Below are 14,881 nucleotides of genomic sequence, written 5' to 3' on the forward strand. Positions count from 1 at the left end.
ATTCGGAACAGCTATTTAGAATGGCAAGAATATCCGCTGGATGTGGTTGCCATCAATGGCCTTGATGAGACCATGTTCCTTATCTTTACTACCCGACATATCTATCAAGTGAAAGGTGGTGTAGCACGCAGGATAATATCTGACTTTGTCGGTCAGCGCGATGCACCGATAACCTATGGCCTTAATGCACTGGCACTCGGTACTAACGTGAATTTGATCTATCGATTAGGTGGTCTGCAGGCTCCCGAGACTCGCTACCATTATCTGCTGACCCGGGATGACAATGGTGATTATACCAGTATGAAATTACTGCGGACCATCAATAATCCCATGTCCTCAGACTCGCCGATTGTCGGCAGGTTGTTCAAGAAAACCAATGATCTGGTTTCGCGGATGGACTTTATGTATCACGATGGCAAAAGTGGTTATGCGCGCTATGGCGCAATTATGAATAAGACTGGCGATGCCTCATTGTCATTGCACAATGGGGTTGAGTTTCAGGTGCCGGATAATGGATTCCGATCCTTCTACAAGAATGCATTTATTCCGAAGTAGCGGATGATGCCCTTGTCCATCGCTTGACATGAGTAGTCACCATGACACGGGTCCATGCTGCAAATAAGGGGGAATCAACTTCCTGCAATAAGAAAGGCGCCATCAAGGCGCCTTTTTCGTCTTTGTCAGCCAGCCTGACTAGCTGAAGAACCAGTAACCGCGGTTGACCAGACGGGTCAGCAGCTGCAGGAAGCCGGCCTGATCGGTAAGCTCCACCATGTCGGCCTGGGTGATGATGTCCTTGTCACACAACAGGGAGATGGCGGCCGCATCGTCGCTCGGCAGGGTCCAGGCTTCTCCGTCGATATAGCAGGTACGGCTCTCGCCGCTGAACCAGACGGAGCGCAGGCCCGGCACCTTGATGGCGGGTTCGCCCTGGGTCAGCAGGTCGGCCACTTCCTCGGCGCTGTAGTCAGGTTCCATGGGGCTGACGTCCAGATCGTGCTTGGCCTCGGAGATCATGGTGCCAAACCACTCCTTGAACAGGGTCTCGTCGTCCAGAGCCTGCTGCATCAGTTCGCGCAGGCGGTGCAGTTCATGGGGCTGGATCTCGCCGTGACGGACGCGGGGTTTGAGATCCCCATCGCCGTAGCGCTCGGTACGCATTTCGTTGTCGATCAGGTGATCGGCAAAGGAGGAGATGAGTGCCTTGGCATCCGGCGCGCGGAAGCCTACCGAGAAATTCATGGAGGGTTCGATGGCGTAGCCTTCGTGCGGGAATCCGGGCGGAATGTAGAGGATGTCGCCCGGCTCCATGATGGCGTCGATGATCGCCTCGAACGGCTCGCAGTGCAGCAGGGCGGCGTGGGCGGCAAACTCCTCGAGAGGCTTGGCATCGCCGACCCGCCAGTGACGCTTGCCCTGGCCCTGGGTGATGAAGACGTCGTAGTTGTCGATGTGGGGGCCGACGCCACCGTGAGGGGTGGAGAAGCTCACCATCACATCGTCAAAACGCCAGCCCGGGATGAACTGGAACGGCAGTGCCAGCTCGTGTACCTCGGGGGCCCAGTGGTTGCAAGCCTGCACCAGCACAGTCCAGTTCTCTTCCCCCAGGTGATCGTAAGATTCGAAGGGGCCATGAGCCGCTTCCCACTTGCCGTCGAAGCGGGTCACCAGACGGGATTCGATGACCTCTTCCATGGCCAGACCCGCCAGCTCGTCCGGGCTGATGGGATCCTGAAAGTCGGTGAAGCCGCCTTTTATAAGGAGGGGGCGTTTCTGCCAGTAGTGCTCGAGGAAGTGAGGGATATCCAGATTGAGTTCGTACATAGTGCTTCTCGTCAAAAGATCAGAAAGAGTCAAGAGATGTCTTGCCCAAGATGGCTGCGGGCCTTGGGCAAGGCCTCTTGTATGGCAAAACGCATGGCTAGACGTATGGCCGTCAAAAATAACAGGGGCCCTGTTGCGCAATGTGCACAGGGCCCCTGATGTATCAGGTTATCGGCTTATTTCAGCAGATCCACCAGACGCTGGGCCTGACCGATATAGTTGGCCGGGGTCAGCTTCTTCAGCTCGACTTTCACGTGCTCGGGGAGCTCGAGGGTGTCGATAAAGGTACGCATGCCTTCGGCATCGACGCGGCGACCACGGGTCAGCTCTTTGAGCTTCTCGTAGGGCTTCTCGATACCGTAGCGACGCATCACAGTCTGGATGGGCTCGGCCAGCACTTCCCAGTTGGCATCCAGATCGGCGGCCATGGCACCGGCGTTGGCTTCCAGCTTGGAGATCCCCTTGAGGGTCGCCTGATAGGCAATCAGGGAGTAACCGACGGCCACACCCAGGTTGCGCAGCACGGTCGAATCGGTGAGGTCTCGCTGCCAGCGGGAGATGGGCAGCTTGGAGGCCAGGTGCTGGAACACGGCGTTGGCCAGACCCAGGTTGCCTTCGGAGTTCTCGAAGTCGATGGGGTTGACCTTGTGCGGCATGGTGGAGGAGCCGATTTCGCCCGCTACTGTGCGCTGCTTGAAGTGACCCAGGGAGATATAACCCCACACATCGCGATCGAAGTCGATGAGGATGGTGTTGAAGCGGGCCATGGCGTAGAACAGCTCGGCAATATAGTCGTGGGGCTCGATCTGGGTGGTGTAGGGGTTCCAGTTCAGGCCCAGGGAGGTGACGAACTCCTCGGAGAACTGGTGCCAGTCCACTTCCGGGTAGGCGCTGACGTGGGCGTTGTAGTTGCCCACGGCACCGTTGATCTTGCCGAGGATTTCGACCGCCATGATCTGCTTGAACTGGCGCTCCAGGCGATAGGCGACATTGGCCATCTCCTTGCCCATGGTGCTCGGGGTGGCCGGCTGGCCGTGGGTGCGCGACAGCAGCGGCATGTCGCGGTACTCATGAGCCAGACGCTTGAGCTCTCTGATCAGCTTCTCGCAGTAAGGCTTGATGACCTCGTCACGGGCCGTTTTCAGCATCAGGCCGTGGGAGTTGTTGTTGATGTCTTCCGAGGTGCAGGCGAAGTGAATGAACTCGCTGACGGCGGCCAGCTCAGGGTTCACTTCCACCTTCTCTTTGAGGAAGTACTCCACCGCTTTCACATCATGGTTGGTGGTGCGCTCTATCTGTTTGATACGGGCGGCGTCACTCTCGTTGAAGTTGCTGACAATACCGTCGAGCAGGGCGTTGGCGGCCGCGCTCAGGGCAGGGACTTCCGGGATCCCGACGTGGCTGGCCAGTTTTTGCAACCAGCGCACCTCAACTTCGACGCGAAAACGCAGCAGACCGAATTCGGAGAAGATAGGGCGCAGGGCATCGGCCTTGTCGCCATAACGACCGTCAATCGGGGAAACAGCAGTCAGCGCGGACAGCTCCATGGGGTGAACTCCTGATGATTGGTGTGGGGGATTCTCATCAACTCGCGCTCCTGTTATGAGACCGTTATCAAGGCTCATGTGCTGCTCGGCATCCTCATTTATCGACATAAACTCCGGTACCTGTGCTGCTCTTCACCTTGCTTCCGGCCTCTCACGACGGAGCTCGAGCCGATTCTTAGAAACGTTTGGCCAGTTCGACCATCTTCTTGCGAGCGAAAATGATCTGGGTACGGCTGCCGTCAAGCTGGCGCCACAGCACGCAGGCACGGATGCCTGCCAGCAGCAGGGCGCGCACCTTGTGTTGCACCAAGGGCTGCTGCAGGAACAGCGGGGTACCCGCTATCTGGATGCGCGGCCCAATGGGGCTGATGAGATCGCTGTAGATGCTCGCCATGTTGGCCAGGATCTGCTCGTCGAGCAGATCGAAATGCTGTTGCTGGCGGCCGATCTGGCTGATCCGCTCTCCCAGCATGTTGAGAATGTCCTTGCGCTTGGCCAGCTTGCGCTCCAGCGCAATAAGGCTCACCACGTAACGGGTCAGCTCGGCATTTTTCTGGCTGCCGTCGGATCCCAGTTGCTCGACCAGGGCGCGGTAGCCATCGCGAATGGCCAGATGGTTGCCAAACACCTCCAGCGGCTGCTTGGGATCGGTCACCAGCACGCTTTGCAGGCTCTCGCGCAGGGACGCTTCATCGCAAGTGCCATCACGGGCCACTTTTTGTACCAGATAGGCCGCCTGGCAGATGCCGGCAAAGGCCATGGTTCTGTCTTGAAATTTGTCGCTCATCGTTTCACAGCCCTGTTATGTTGGTTCACCGGCTGATGCCGCAGCAGGCCATGATCCGGCCTTGGAATTGGTCGCTCACGTTCGCTGCCTTCTTTGTTGGCCCAAACCGCATGGCTGACGCACTGTTTCAGCGTGCTTGCAAAGGCCATGGTTCAGCCCTGGTATTTGTCGATCATCGATGTCACCGCCGTCAGGATTTACACCGGATGGCTGAAACGCTGCTCGATGATGCCGCCGCCCAGGCACACTTCTCCGTCATAAAAGACGGCGGATTGACCCGGAGTCACGGCTGCCTGTTTCTCGTCGAAGATGACCCGTATGGTCTCGTCATCGATGGGCTGAATGAGGCAGGGGATATCCTGCTGGCGATAGCGTGTCTTGACGGTGCAGCGACGCGGTGCGCGGATCGGGGTGCGATCCACCCAGTGCAGCTGGCTGGCAATCAGGCCGTCTGAGTAGAGACGCGGGTGCTCGCCCTGCGCCACCACTAGCGTGTTGCGCTCCACCTCTTTGTCCACCACGTACCAGGCCTCTTCGGTGGCGTCTTTGCGACCACCAATGCCGAGTCCCTTGCGCTGGCCCAGGGTGTGATACATCAAGCCCTGATGCTCGCCGATCACCTTGCCGTCCACGGTTTCGATGGGGCCGGGCTGGGCAGGCAGGAACTTGGCCAGGAAGTCCTTGAATTTGCGCTCACCGATAAAGCAGATACCGGTGGAGTCTTTCTTCTTGGCGGTGATGAGATCCAGCTGCTCGGCGATGCGGCGCACCTCCGGCTTCTCCAGATCCCCGACCGGGAACAGGCTCTGACCCACCTGCTTTTCGCTTAAGGTGTAGAGGAAGTAGCTCTGATCCTTGTTGCTGTCGAGACCGCGCAGCAGGCGCGGGTGGCCTGTGCTGTCGTCACGGCGCACATAGTGGCCGGTGGCGATGTAGGTGGCACCCAGCTCTTCGGCGGCAAATTCGAGGAACGCCTTGAACTTGATCTCCTTGTTGCACAGGATATCCGGGTTCGGCGTGCGGCCTGCCTTGTACTCTTCGAGGAAGTGCTCGAACACATTGTCCCAGTACTCGGCAGCGAAGTTGATGGTATGCAGCTTCATACCCAGCTTGTCGCAGACGGCCTTGGCATCAGCCAAATCCTGGGAGGCAGAGCAGTACTCGTCCGTGTCGTCTTCTTCCCAGTTCTTCATGAACAAGCCTTCGACCTGATAACCCTGCTGCTGCAGCAGGTAGGCCGAGACGGAAGAATCCACGCCGCCGGACATGCCGACGATCACCTTGATTTGGCTGTTGTCTGTCATTAGTCGAAGTTACCAGTTCGTTTAAACGGGGCGTATTCTACCAGAGTTTTGCGCCCTCGGTCACATCTCCCTGTCCGCTTCCCCTTGAGGGGTAGCAAGGCAGGAAATCGTTTTTCTGTTTGTCGGCACCATGATGAAAAAATGGTGCCAAACGACCCCATATGGCCTGTTCACGATCTGTCACGAGAGGCCGTCAGCAAGGTAAAGAGCAGCGCAGGAACCGGAGTGTGTAAATACACATGAGCTTTCCTGATTACAAACAAGCGAGCAGCACATGAGCCTTGATCACGGCCTCGCAGTAAGATCGTGGACAGGTTCTCAAATAAAGGCCTTGAGCGCCGACAGGGGCAAGCGGGTGCCCCCCAGATAATCCTGAATGCACTGCCACACCAGGGGGCTGCGCAGGGCCGGTTTGCACTCGGCGATCTCCTCCAGGGTGAGCCAGTGGCAGGCCAGCACATCGCCGTCAGGATCCTCTGGATGGTGCTGACCCGGCGCCTTTTCAAGGTCGAAGATGACGGCGGTGCGCACAAAGGTGGCCTCGCTGTCGGCCGGTTTGTAGAGATAGACCCCGAGCCAGGCGCTGGGCGTGGCAGTCAGTCCTGTCTCTTCTTTGAGCTCGCGGCAGGCCGCTTCAATCAGGTTTTCACCCGGTTCCACATGGCCGGCGGGCTGATTGAAACGGCGCTGGCCCTTGATCTCTTCTTCCACCAGCAGGAAACGACCCTGCCAGTGCACCAGCGCCGCCACCGTCAATCTGGCCGGCATTCTCTCTTCCATCGACGGGCGATCCATCATGATGACTCCTTGTCTGTGGTGTGACGGGCTGGACGGCGGGCCGTGCCGCGACCGCTGCTACGGGGCTTGCTCTCGGCAGGGGGACGAGAGCCTGCCTGGTCGATGGCTGGCTTGCCTGCGCTGCGTGGCGGGTTTTTCCGATTGGACTGGGCCGTTCTGCGTGGTCTGTCGTTCGCAGGTTTGGCGGTGCTACTGCCGGTTTGAGGCTTGCGCGGACGAGCAGGCGATACCGGCGCCAGCTCGGGGGCAGGCAGGCTGCGGCTTTCGCCGGGGGCCAGCCCGTCTTCTTGCCAGTTACCCAAGGTCCAGTCGCCGATGGCGTAGCGGATCAGGCGCAGTGTGGGGTGGCCGATATGGGCCGTCATGCGCCGCACCTGACGGTTGCGCCCCTCTACTATCTTGATCTCGAGCCAGCGGGTGGGGACCTCCTTGCGCTCGCGGATCGGCGGATTGCGTGGCCACACATTGGGCTCATCCATGAGCCTTGCCTCGGCGGGCAGTGTCAGGCCGTCGTTGAGTTCAACCCCGGCGCGCAGGGCGGCCAGTTCCTCTTCGCTCGGTATGCCTTCCACCTGCACCCAGTAAGTCTTGGGCGTCTTCTCTCCCGGCTGGGTGAGGCGAGCCTGCAACTTGCCGTCGTTGGTGAGCAGCAAGAGCCCCTCGCTGTCACGGTCCAGCCTGCCGGCGGCATAGATGCCGGGCTCCTTGATGTAATCCTTGAGGGTCTCGCGGCCGGCCTCGTCGGTGAACTGGCAGAGCACCATGTAGGGCTTGTTCAAGAGCAGCAACTTGCGATCGGCGGGTGCCACCTGCGGTTTCTGCCCGGCCTGTTCAGCGGCCTGTGCATGCCGGGTGCCGGCCCGTGAGCGTGTCAGACCAGGCTGGTTGGCGTCATCTTGTGGTGTGCGACCGGCGGCGGTCGTGCGGCCTTGGAGGGAGAGACGGGGGCGGGCAGATTTCATCGCATGCATACCAAAAACAGGGGATGCCGGAGTGTATCACAGGGGGCCGCCGCCATGGGGCATGGTCGGGCTTGTTCGCCTAACTCAACAGCCCTTCGATGACGATGGCCTGACGGGCGGGGGCCGAGCTTGCGTGCAAGAGCGCCGTGCTGACCACCTCGTCCATCATGGCGCGAGCCAGCCGGGTGAGGGGGCGCAACTGCTCGGGGGCGAGCCCGGCCGGGATCGCCAGCAATATGATGGTCCGTACCGGCCCGAGCGCCGATCCCCACTCGATGGGCTCGGCGCAACTGAGCAGCGAGAGGGCGGGCTGGCGGATGGCGGGGCAGATCACGTGGGGCATGGCGAGGCCGGGCCGTATGATGGTGGCGGCGATCTGCTCGCGCTTGGCGATGGCCTGCTCAAGCGCTGGCCTGTCGCGTACCAGCTCGGCGGGCAAGAGATCGATCAGCACCCTCAGGGCCAGGGATTTGTCCAGCGATGCCGCCGCGTGCCCCAGCTGGGCGAGGGAAAAACAGTAGTCGGGCTGGGCGAGGCCAAGGCGCTGCTCGGCCGGGGCGGCGCTTCCCGGTCTGCCAAGGGGCTGGCCCAGTTCCACGCACCAGCAGGTGAAGGCCATGTGGGCCAGCTCCGCATCCAGCCCTTCGATAAGCAGCAGACAGAGATCGCCGGGCTGGGTGGCCAGGGTGAGCAGGGAGAGCTGGCTGGTCGCCACCACGCGTTGGCGGCGGGTGACATTGATAAGCTGGATATGGGATTTGAACAGCCCGGCCAGTCGACTCAGCTGCTTGGCCTGGGTGATGGTCAGCCCCAGCCGGCAGAAGAAGGTGAGCTCGCGGGTGAGCATTCAGACGCCGACGGTGGCGGTTTTGAGTACGGCGCTGGCATTGAGCAGCACGGATTCCAGCGATACCTGGCGAACCGTGCAACCAAGGAAGCGATCCTTCTGCTCTATCTCGATGTCGGAGGCGATCAGCACCAGGTCGGCGCTGGCGATGTCCCGCGCGGTGAGAATGTTCTCCAGCCCCATGGCGCCCTGGGTTTCAACCTTGATCTTCAGCCCCAGCTTGTCGGCGGCTTTTTGCAGCGCCTCTGCTGCCATATAGGTGTGGGCTATGCCGGTGGGGCAGGCGGTGACGGCGAGGATCTTCATCGGTTCTCAAAACAAATGGCGGTGGGGCAACAAGATAGCGCCAAGGGGCGGCTTTTGCCAAAGGCGTGGGGCAAAAATGGGATCTTGGCGGCGCACTGGTGCTGGCTTGCACAGGGATGACGAGAGTCTGGATTCATCTGCTGACGATGGGAGCGACAATAAAAAACCGGCCCTGCCAGAAGGCGGGGCCGGTTGTATTCAGTTAACGCGGGTTCAGGCTGACTGGGTAGCCAGGGTGGCGGCTTTCAGCTCCCGCTTGATACGGCGGATCTTGCGCTCTTCGGCCACGGCCACGCAGGCCATCAACACCAGACAGGCGGCTGCGGCCATGTCCAGCGCCGCGAAGGTGCCGGCCCAGCCGGTCAGACCGAAGATGGGGGTGCCATCGGCGATCATGCCCAGACCCAGTTTGGCGAAGCTGTCACCGATGAGGTAGGCGAAGGTGCCCTTGACGCCATCGGCCACGCTGATGCCCTGCTTGGGCACAAAGCCCACGGCGGCCACGCCGATCAACAGTTGCGGACCAAACACCAGGAAGCCCAGCAGGAACAGGGAGCCCAGGAACATGAACTGGGTGGTGGCATGCTGGTAGAGACCCAGAGTGGCGATAATCAGCGCCAGTGCCACACAGGCCACCAGACCGCGACGACCGTTCGCCAGATCCGAGAGGTAGCCCCACATCAGGGTGCCGACCAGGGCGCCCACTTCGAAGAAGGTAAAGCCCTGGATGGCGATCTCCTTGGAGAAGCCCAGTTCCTGGTGAGCGTACACGGTGGACCACTGGTCGATACCGATGCGCACCACGTAGAGGAAGATGTTGGCAAAGCAGAGCAGCCAGATCACCTTGTTCATCAGCACGTACTTGACGAAGATCTGACCCTTGGTCAGCTTCTGCTCTTCGGTGGCGATATCTTCTTCGCTGGCCACTTCGTCAAACAGCTCTTCCACCTTGCCCAGACCATAGGCTTCCGGTGAATCGCTGCCAAAACGCAGGCCGATAAAGCCGACCACCAGCGCGATCATGGACGGGAAGATGAACATGCCGAGCACATTGCCATCGAACAGGTAGTTGGCACCGAACAGCGCCACACCGGCCGCACCGGCACCGCCCACGTTGTGGGAGAGGTTCCACATACCGAGGTAGGTGCCGCGCTTGTTGCGAGGTGTCCATTTGGTGATGGTGGAGTAGCTGCAGGAGCCACCACAGCTCTGGAAGAAGCCGCTCAGGGCATAGAAGAAGATCATGAAGTAGAGGCTGAAACCCGTGCCGCCCATGCTGGCACTGAAGCCCAGCATGCACAGGGCGGAGAGGATCAGCATCAGCGGCAGGAACTGCTTGGTGTTCTTGCCATCGGCATAGTAGGAGACGACCGTCTTGCCCACCCCGTAGGTGATGGAGAAGCCAAGGCCAATCATGCCAAGCTCGGTCATGGAGAGACCGTACTCCTGGATCATGTCGTTCTGCGCAATGTTGAAGTTCTTGCGGATCAGGTACATGGTCAGATAGCCAATAAATACAACCAGATAAGATTGCATGAATGGCTTGAACCAGAGCTTGCGCCGGGCTTCGACCGGCAGTTCCAGGGTCGGCACCCGGACCTGTTGGAGAAATTTCAACATCTTCGTTCATCCTCTGCGAGATAGACGGTATTTCCGCCGCGCCCCTCATTTTTTGGTTGGTGTCAGAGGTCACGCCACGGAAAGGACAACAGAAAGAGGTTGGACTGTGCACCTCGCTCCCCTGTCGATTGAACCCATGCCCGAACCTGCGCCACTGCGGGGGTCGGGTCACTACATCAGGTAGCGTGACTTTAATGAGGCGCGGCGCAAATGGCGTGAGAGTCATCCCTAGTGGCATTAGGAAAATTTCCTAGTTTGACGGGATCCGGCCATGAAGCGTGAAGAGGATCACACAGTGATGGCCCACGGCGGGGCCATGCTACGAGAAGAGGGTGTCTGCCTGGCAGCCAGACAGGGCTGGGGGGCGTGAGGTTGTGCTATGAGATGAGCAGGCCATCGTCAGCAGTATTGGCGGATATCTGACGCCATAAAAGAGGCCACCCGCAGGTGGCCTCTTTTCGTATCAGGGCGAGAAGGGGATCAGGCCGCCTTGGCCAGTGCCACTTCGTCGGTTTTCTTCACCCGCAGCTTTTTCAGGGCGACCGCCACCACGCCGGTGACGATGGCGCCGCAGATCATGCAGAGCAGCGCCAGCAGCGGCTTGTTGACCGCACCCAGCAGGGTGACGATGGGGCCGCCGTGGGCGACGCCAAACAGGAAGGCCATCACGGCGGCTGTCATGCTGCCCAGCACGTTGGCGGGGATGACGGCGAGCGGGTCACGGGCGGCGAACGGAATGGCACCCTCGGAGATCCCTACCAGACCCATGGCACCGGCGGCTTTGCCCGCCTCGATCTCGGAGGCATCGAAGATACCCAGCTTGCGGCCGAGCACGGTCGCAAGCGACATGCCGAGCGGCGCCGCTGGTATGGCGCAGGCCATGGCACCCATAAACTGGGTCTGGCCGGAGGCTATCATGCCCACCGAGAACAGGAAGGCTACCTTGTTGACCGGGCCGCCCATATCAAAGCCGGCCATGCCCCCCAGCACTATGCCAAGCAGCACCAGACTGCCACCGCTCATGGAGAGCAGCATGGCGTTCAGACCCGTCATCATGTCGGCAATGGGGGCACCGATGATGAAGATGAAGACCGCAGCGATAAACAGCGACCCGACGATGGGCGCGATCAGGATCGGCACCAGCGGCTGCACCATCTTGTGGTAGTGACGGGTGGCAATCCAGCGCACCAGATAGCCGACCAGCAGACCCGCTATGATGGCACCGATAAAGCCGGTCCCGGCGTCGGCGCCGTAGAAGCTGCCGTTGTTGGCGATCCAGCCGCCGATAAAGCCCGGGGCCAGTGCCGGACGGTCACCGATGGCGTAGGCGATATAGCCCGCCAGTATGGGGATCATCAGGGTGAAGGCGGCCACGCCCACGTTGAGGATCTGATTCCACATGCTCCCTTCCGGGATCTGCATGCCGCTCGGGGTCGGGTTGCCGCCGATGGCCAGCGCCAGCGCGATCAGCAGACCACCGGTCACCACGAACGGGATCATGTGGGAGACGCCGTTCATCAGGTAGCGATAGAGATCGGAACTGCCGCCAGTGTTCTTATCCTCTCCCTTCTTGTCCTCTTTGCCTGCCACATAGGCTGGCGCCTTCAGCGCTTGCTCGATCAGACCCTTGCCATCCTTGATGGGGGCTTTCACCCCAGTCTTGATGAGCGGCTTGCCGTTGAAGCGGGCCATGTCCACCTGCTTGTCGCAGGCGACGACGATGGCGCTGGCACGGGCAATCTCGGCCGCGGTCGGGCTGTTCTTGACGCCGATGGAGCCGTTGGTCTCCACCTTCACCTCGTAACCCAGCTCTTTGGCGGCACGCTCCAGCGACTCTGCCGCCAGATAGGTGTGGGCGATGCCAGCCGGACAACCGGTGACACCTATGATGAAGCCCTTGCTGGTGGTCGGGGTAGCGGTTTGCTCCTCCTTGCGCTCCAGCAGCAGCGCCAGTGCGGCAGCCGGGGTCTTGGCAGCCAGCAATTTGGCAATGAAACCCTCTTCAATCAGCTTGGCGGAGAGCTCGGCCAGCACCTCGATATGGTGGTTGGCGCCACCGGCCGGGGAGGCAATCATGAAGAACAGCCGGGACGGCTTGCCATCCTCTGCGCCGTACTCGATACCGCTACGGCTGATGCCGATGGCCACCGCCGGTGTGCTCACCGCCGCACTCTTGGCGTGGGGCAGGGCAACACCTTCTTCAAAGCCTGTGTTGTCCAGCTCTTCCCGGGCCCACAGGTCCTTGATGAACTGCTGCTCATCGCTGACCTTGCCCTGCGCGACCAGCAAGCGGGCCATCTCGCTGAAGACCTCCTCCTTGCTCGTCGCGTTCAAATCGAGATTGATCAGATGTTCGTTGATCAGTGTGGTGATCATGGCGCGCTCCCGCTCCCGTGAGGGAGCCTGTTGGCATGCCGCCCGTGCTGACACGGCATGCAGACAAAATTGACCTCACTATTATCGCGCCGGGGAGCAAGCCACCCTATCGGACAAATGTGCGAATGACTGGATTTTTGTGCGCCATCGTCCCGAGTGTGACCCCGATCTCAAAGCGGGGAGACAAGAAAAATGGGGACAAATTGAATCGCATTTTATTTTATTTTTTTTATAAATCAATGGTTTGATTTCTTGTGTGATGAGGTGTTCTGGCCGTTCTCCGAGTATTTGCTCGAGAGAGGGACAGCCACTTTCTATAAATTTGTGAGGTTAAAAACGGTGGCGGCATGTGAGCCAACGCACATAAATGGCTGTCATCAGAGGAGGTTGGGGAGGACAAGCTGGAGAAATGGGCTTGGCAGGAGAGGGGAGCGAAAGCCCACTTTGCGAGGCGGCTATATCATATGTGCGACCGAATCGAGCCAGTGCGGAACTTGTTGGCGATACCAGTCCAGATAGCGCTGCGCTTGCGGTTTCTCTCTTCTGGTCAGCAGATTGGTGACCTCAATAATCAGCCAGCACTTCGCCATGATGAGATGGCGTAGCAGCCGCTCGCCAGAGAGAAGCGAGCTGTGGCGCAGATAATGCTCAATGATGGCTTCATACTCAGCCAGTGAACCCATCTGTGGAACCAACGGAGCCAGGTCGATGGTCGGGCTGCCATAACCAAATCGCTCCCAGTCAAACAACACCAGCTCGCCATTGTCGCGGGTGCCCCAGTTACCCTCATTGCTATCCCCCGAGATGAGACAAGGCTCTGCAAACAGCTCGCGGCCAAGCTGCTGAATATGGCGGATTGTCTCACTGGCTGATTCCGGCAGGCAGAGTACAGAGAGTGCCTCGCTGGTATCGGCGAGCGACCAGTCGTGAGCTTTCAGCGCAAAGTCGGGTTGATAGCGACTGTTGTGCAGGCTAGCCAGCTGAACAAAAGTCTGCTCGTTGTGGTGCAGTTGCGTGAGGGGGACCGGATTGGGGATCTGCTCAAGGAACAGGGTCTCCCCCTCGACTCTGAGCAGGGCCGGTGTGTTGACCCCGCGCAAATGAGGGGCTGCGCGTTGGTAAAAATGGCGCTCGACCGATGATGCTCCGCTTTTTCTGATACAGGGCTTGCCATCCAGCAGCTGGATATTGACCGAAGCGCCCCCCATCTTTGCCAGCTCGTGTTGCGTCATCCTGTACCCCATTAGCTATGAGTGGCCAGTTGCGTGAGATAGCGGTTTACCTCTGCGCGAGTCGTGAAACTGTGCTTGTCGTTTGGGAATCGATCAAACAGCTCGCGATGGAATTGGCGGGAGCTTTTGCTGGCTCGCTGCCCATATTCCGATGCCCACACCAGCAGTTTGTGAAAGTTATCTTCGGCTGCCATTGCATCCCGTTGCCTGGCGCTTTGTGACCCGCGCGATAGCAGAGAATCACGGCATACAGACCAGTCGAGATCCAGAAATAGCAGGGTATCGGCAGTATCAAGCAGCTGTTCGGCCAAGGCACCAAATACCCCTTCGACCACCCATGAGGGCTCTTGAGAAAGTGTTTGAATAGCAAGGTCAATCTCATGCTGGGGCCGTTTTTGGTTAAAGCCGCCCGGCTGCCAGACAATGGTGTCCAGATTGACCTCGCGGATAGTTAACCGCTTAGCCAATCGAGCCGCCAACCAGCTCTTGCCCGATCCCGAGTTGCCAATAATCAGAATTCGTTTCATCTCTGAGAGCTCTTTTCTGGAGCAGATATCTGGAGGCTGGAAAATAGAGGTGATGTTACCAATATCCGAATACGCTTCGCTATTTGAACCTACGAGCCTGGACATGCAACTCCTAGAGATAATTTCTAAAGCCATTATTTACACATGATTTTTTGTGCAGAGAGTCATCGTAGTTTCTGACACTGATTCTCCGTCAATACGATAAAAGTCAGATGTTTCACCTATGATTTTGAAACCACACCTCAAATACAAGCTCTTTGCGGGAATATTGTTTGAAAGGACGTTTAAATCTAACCAGTCAATACTGTCCGTCTCTTGGCAAAATCGAAATGCTGATTCTAATAGCTTGACGCCTAAACCTTGTTTCCTTGCATTGTTTTTTACACCCATGCCCAACAAAACGCGATGGAAATTATATTCTCCACTGTAATGGCGCAAATCTATATGCCCAAGAATATGGCTTTTGGAGTCTTTAGCTAACCAAAGTTTCCTCCAACTTGGCTTACCGATACTAACGCCAAAACCATCTCGAAACTTGGCCCTAAGTTGTTCTGATACTTTGCAGTGATCCTTTGGAATTGGTTGGGATAGTGGTGAATGGTCGGATGCATTTTCTAGAAGATGAACAACGAAATAGCTGTTCCGACTAGTACATCACCGGAGGCAGGGAACTCAGTCCAGTTTGTGCGATCTCATTAGTCGCCAAACAAAACAATCCACACCCAAAGTACTGAGTTGATGCCTATCCTAC

Annotated in this window: 13 protein-coding genes and 1 pseudogene; 1 reads left to right on the top strand and 13 read right to left on the bottom strand. The window is 58.7% G+C overall.

Annotation, left to right across the window (positions count from 1 at the left end; translation table 11 throughout):
- A pseudogene (locus tag AXW79_RS23190) lies at positions 1-555 on the top strand (hypothetical protein); the annotation flags it as partial.
- Positions 556-693: 138 nt separating this feature from the next.
- On the opposite strand, the gene AXW79_RS08380 reads toward AXW79_RS23190, so the two are convergent.
- The 13 genes from AXW79_RS08380 to AXW79_RS24120 form a co-directional block, all read right to left on the bottom strand.
- Positions 694-1,824 (bottom strand): ribosomal protein uL16 3-hydroxylase, encoded by a 1,131-nt coding sequence (locus tag AXW79_RS08380; RefSeq protein ID WP_005319184.1) that lies wholly within the window; start codon positions 1,822-1,824, stop codon positions 694-696.
- A gap of 176 nt (positions 1,825-2,000) precedes the next feature.
- Positions 2,001-3,371 carry an adenylosuccinate lyase gene (gene purB / locus AXW79_RS08385; RefSeq protein ID WP_005319182.1) on the bottom strand — a complete coding sequence of 457 codons (1,371 nt, stop codon included), beginning with the start codon at positions 3,369-3,371 and terminating at the stop codon, positions 2,001-2,003.
- Positions 3,372-3,546: 175 nt separating this feature from the next.
- Entirely contained in the window at positions 3,547-4,158 is a 612-nt protein-coding gene (gene hflD / locus AXW79_RS08390; RefSeq protein WP_005319180.1) for a high frequency lysogenization protein HflD, read from the bottom strand.
- 197 nt (positions 4,159-4,355) lie between these two features.
- Positions 4,356-5,462, bottom strand: coding sequence for a tRNA 2-thiouridine(34) synthase MnmA (gene mnmA, locus AXW79_RS08395; protein WP_005319178.1), 1,107 nt, complete (start codon positions 5,460-5,462; stop codon positions 4,356-4,358).
- 318 nt (positions 5,463-5,780) lie between these two features.
- The gene (locus tag AXW79_RS08400) at positions 5,781-6,260 is read right to left on the bottom strand and encodes an NUDIX hydrolase (RefSeq protein WP_017412871.1); all 480 of its coding nucleotides are present in this window, start codon (positions 6,258-6,260) and stop codon (positions 5,781-5,783) included.
- A complete protein-coding gene (locus AXW79_RS08405) occupies positions 6,257-7,222 on the bottom strand; it encodes a pseudouridine synthase (protein WP_005319173.1) in 966 nt (321 codons plus the stop codon). Before AXW79_RS08405 ends, AXW79_RS08400 begins: the two co-directional genes overlap by 4 nt.
- 79 nt (positions 7,223-7,301) lie before the next feature.
- Complete coding sequence (locus tag AXW79_RS08410) at positions 7,302-8,069, bottom strand: PTS sugar transporter subunit IIA (RefSeq protein WP_005319170.1); 768 nt, start codon at positions 8,067-8,069, stop codon at positions 7,302-7,304.
- Positions 8,070-8,375, bottom strand: coding sequence for a PTS fructose transporter subunit IIB (locus tag AXW79_RS08415; RefSeq protein ID WP_005319168.1), 306 nt, complete (start codon positions 8,373-8,375; stop codon positions 8,070-8,072). It lies immediately after the preceding gene.
- Between the two features lie 213 nt (positions 8,376-8,588).
- Complete coding sequence (uhpT, locus tag AXW79_RS08420; protein WP_005319166.1) at positions 8,589-9,995, bottom strand: hexose-6-phosphate:phosphate antiporter; 1,407 nt, start codon at positions 9,993-9,995, stop codon at positions 8,589-8,591.
- A gap of 480 nt (positions 9,996-10,475) precedes the next feature.
- Positions 10,476-12,371 carry a fructose-specific PTS transporter subunit EIIC gene (locus AXW79_RS08425; RefSeq protein WP_005319164.1) on the bottom strand — a complete coding sequence of 632 codons (1,896 nt, stop codon included), beginning with the start codon at positions 12,369-12,371 and terminating at the stop codon, positions 10,476-10,478.
- Positions 12,372-12,826: 455 nt separating this feature from the next.
- Positions 12,827-13,603 carry a phosphotransferase family protein gene (locus AXW79_RS08430; RefSeq protein WP_005319160.1) on the bottom strand — a complete coding sequence of 259 codons (777 nt, stop codon included), beginning with the start codon at positions 13,601-13,603 and terminating at the stop codon, positions 12,827-12,829.
- Positions 13,604-13,614: 11 nt separating this feature from the next.
- Positions 13,615-14,130, bottom strand: coding sequence for a P-loop NTPase family protein (locus tag AXW79_RS08435; RefSeq protein WP_005319158.1), 516 nt, complete (start codon positions 14,128-14,130; stop codon positions 13,615-13,617).
- A 138-nt stretch (positions 14,131-14,268) separates the two neighbouring features.
- Positions 14,269-14,709: a GNAT family N-acetyltransferase gene (locus AXW79_RS24120; RefSeq protein ID WP_080574159.1), complete on the bottom strand. Its 441-nt coding sequence runs from the start codon at positions 14,707-14,709 to the stop codon at positions 14,269-14,271.
- Positions 14,710-14,881 lie beyond the last annotated feature (172 nt).

Origin of the sequence: Aeromonas salmonicida subsp. salmonicida (genome assembly GCF_001643305.1) — a bacterium.
Lineage (GTDB): Bacteria > Pseudomonadota > Gammaproteobacteria > Enterobacterales > Aeromonadaceae > Aeromonas > Aeromonas salmonicida.

Bases quoted from the DNA above. Each gene is read 5' to 3' on its own strand.
- AXW79_RS08400 (WP_017412871.1), bottom strand. From the start codon at position 6,260: ATGATGGATCGCCCGTCGATGGAAGAGAGAATGCCGGCCAGATTGACG.
- purB (WP_005319182.1), bottom strand. From the start codon at position 3,371: ATGGAGCTGTCCGCGCTGACTGCTGTTTCCCCGATTGACGGTCGTTAT.
- hflD (WP_005319180.1), bottom strand. From the start codon at position 4,158: ATGAGCGACAAATTTCAAGACAGAACCATGGCCTTTGCCGGCATCTGC.
- AXW79_RS08410 (WP_005319170.1), bottom strand. From the start codon at position 8,069: ATGCTCACCCGCGAGCTCACCTTCTTCTGCCGGCTGGGGCTGACCATC.
- AXW79_RS08425 (WP_005319164.1), bottom strand. From the start codon at position 12,371: ATGATCACCACACTGATCAACGAACATCTGATCAATCTCGATTTGAAC.
- mnmA (WP_005319178.1), bottom strand. From the start codon at position 5,462: ATGACAGACAACAGCCAAATCAAGGTGATCGTCGGCATGTCCGGCGGC.
- AXW79_RS08405 (WP_005319173.1), bottom strand. From the start codon at position 7,222: ATGAAATCTGCCCGCCCCCGTCTCTCCCTCCAAGGCCGCACGACCGCC.
- AXW79_RS08430 (WP_005319160.1), bottom strand. From the start codon at position 13,603: ATGACGCAACACGAGCTGGCAAAGATGGGGGGCGCTTCGGTCAATATC.
- AXW79_RS08380 (WP_005319184.1), bottom strand. From the start codon at position 1,824: ATGTACGAACTCAATCTGGATATCCCTCACTTCCTCGAGCACTACTGG.
- AXW79_RS08435 (WP_005319158.1), bottom strand. From the start codon at position 14,130: ATGAAACGAATTCTGATTATTGGCAACTCGGGATCGGGCAAGAGCTGG.
- AXW79_RS08415 (WP_005319168.1), bottom strand. From the start codon at position 8,375: ATGAAGATCCTCGCCGTCACCGCCTGCCCCACCGGCATAGCCCACACC.
- uhpT (WP_005319166.1), bottom strand. From the start codon at position 9,995: ATGTTGAAATTTCTCCAACAGGTCCGGGTGCCGACCCTGGAACTGCCG.